A 2339-nucleotide genomic window follows, 5' to 3' on the forward strand; every position below is an offset into this window, starting at 1 on the left:
CCTGCCCGCGTCCGCCACCGGCCCCGGGGCCGGTGGCGGACGCGGGCAGGGCCGCCGCTCCGAGGAGCGCGGCGCCGCAGGCGGCGGATGTCAGGGCGAGCATGCGGGTGCGCATGGTGCGGAGGGACCCTTTCCGTAGACCGAGGGACCCCCGTACGGGTCCACTTGACTGCACGCCAAGGCCGCGGGGCCGGTACCGCGCGCTGCGTCGCGTGATACCGGCCCCGCCGCCACTGCTTCGTCCGGCCGGCTCAGTGACCGCCGCCCGGATGCACCACCATGGCCGAGCCACCGCTCCGGCGCACCTTTTCCGCCGCCGCCAGCCAGCGGCCGTCGGGCAGCCGCTGCACCCCGGTGGCGGCTCCGATCTCCGGGTTCTGCTTGAAGGCGTGGCCGAGCTTCTCCAGTTCGGCGCGGACCGGGCTGTTCCACAGGTCCGGCTCGATCTCCGTCGTCGGCGCGTTGCGCTGGCTGGCGCGCGGCGCGGCGATCGCGTCGACCAGCGGGAGCCCTCGGTCCAGGTGTCCGGTCAGCGACTGGAGCACCGTCGTGATGATCGTGGCCCCGCCCGGCGAGCCGAGGGCGAGCACCGGTTTGCCGTGCTTCAGCACGATGGTCGGGGAGATCGACGAGCGCGGTCGCTTGCCGGGGCCCGGCAGGTTCGGGTCGTGCACGGCCGGATCGGCGGGGGCGAAGGAGAAGTCGGTCAGTTCGTTGTTGAGCAGGAAGCCACGCCCGGGCACGGTGATGGCGCTGCCTCCGGTGGACTCGATCGTCAGGGTGTAGGCGACGACGTTGCCCCACCTGTCGGCCGTCGTCAGGTGCGTGGTGTTCTCGCCTTCGAACGTCGTGGGCACGGCGCTGCCGCCGCTGCCGCACCGCTCGGGGTTGCGCGGGCCGCCCGGCGGCAGTGGGCTGGTCAGCGCCTTGTAGTCCCGGATCAGGCACTCCCGCGCATCGGCGAACCGCCGGCTCAGCAGCTCCTTCGTGGGCACGTCCTCGAACGCCGGGTCGCCGACCCAGCGACCCCGGTCGGCGAACGCGATCCGGCTCGCCTCGATGAGCCGGTGCAGGTACTGGGCCCGGCCGGCCCGGGAAAGGTCGGTGGACTCCAGGATGTTGAGGGCCTCGCCGACGCTGGTGCCGCCGGACGAGGAGGGGGCCATGCCGTAGACGTCCAGGCCTCGGTAGCGGACCTTGGTCGGGTCCTGGCGCAGGGGCCGGTAGGCGGCGAGGTCCTTGCGGGTCAGGTCGCCGGGCCGCACCACGCGGGTGGCGTCCGGGTCGACGGGCGGCTTGCGCACGGTGCGCACGATGTCGTCGGCCAACTCACCCCGGTACAGCGCGCCGACGCCCTCGCGGCCGAGCTTCTCGTACGTACGGGCCAGGTCCGGGTTCTTGAACACCGAGCCGACGACGGGCAGTTCACCGCCCGGCAGGAACAGCTTCGCGGAGGCCGGGAAGTCGGCGAACCGGGCCTGGTTGGCGGCCGTCTGCGAGCGGAAGGTGTCGTCCACGACGAAGCCGTCCCGGGCCAGGCGTTCGGCCGGTTTCAGCAGCGAACGCAGGGACTTGCTGCCCCACGCGTCCAGAGCCCGCGCCCAGGTGGCCGGAGTGCCGGGCGTGTGGTCGAAGAAGGCGTCCATGACGTCCTTGCCGTGGCCGTCGGCCATCCACACCACTCGTCCGGTGTCATGGTCGACCACGCAGGTCATGTAGCGGTGGCCGCGCTTGTAGGAGATCTCGTCGATCCCGACCCGCCGCAGCCCGGCCAGTCGGTCGACGGCCCCGTCGCGGTCGGCGACGTAGCGCTCGACGATCCGGCCCACCGTCCGCCAGGACGTCCGTATCAACACCGCCGTCGCGGACTTCGAGCACTCCGCGGCCAGCCACGCGGTCCGCTGGTCGAAAGCGCGGGTGTGCCCGGCACCATGACGGGCCCAGGGCACCGCGACGACCGTCGGCCCATGCTCCCGGCAGGCCACCCGAGGCGCATCAGCCTCCAGGAACACCCGCACCGCACCGTGGTCCAGGGCCCGCCACCGGCGCCGTCCCCGGCCACCGTCGTACCAGGACGCGGGCCGGACACAGATCCCACACCGCTGCCGCCGCCGCGCTTCGGGCCGTACCGACACGATCACGCACTGTTCGTTCCCGTCGAAGCGGACCCCTTCGACCACGGCCTTTCGACCATCAGGGTCCGCTTCCATATGCTGAAGATAGACACGCCGCTTCTCTGCTTGATCAACCTTGTTGCTAGACACCTCAAGGTTCACAGAGAGCGGCGTGTTTCACGTATCAGCCCAGCTCAGAGCCCCCACACATATGACAGGAGAGCC

At 71.8% G+C, this 2339-nt stretch carries 1 protein-coding gene and 1 pseudogene; both read right to left on the reverse strand.

The window, feature by feature from the left end:
* Positions 1–251 precede the first annotated feature (251 nt).
* Positions 252–1646, reverse strand: coding sequence for a gamma-glutamyltransferase family protein (locus B9S58_RS27535; RefSeq protein WP_258045100.1), 1395 nt, complete (start codon positions 1644–1646; stop codon positions 252–254).
* Positions 1629–2194 (reverse strand): annotated as a pseudogene (locus tag B9S58_RS39505) (helix-turn-helix domain-containing protein); the annotation flags it as partial. The pseudogene B9S58_RS39505 and the gene B9S58_RS27535, both read right to left, overlap by 18 nt.
* Between the last annotated feature and the right edge of the window lie 145 nt (positions 2195–2339).

The organism is Streptomyces sp. SM11 (assembly GCF_002910905.1).
In the GTDB taxonomy this organism is placed as follows: domain Bacteria; phylum Actinomycetota; class Actinomycetes; order Streptomycetales; family Streptomycetaceae; genus Streptomyces.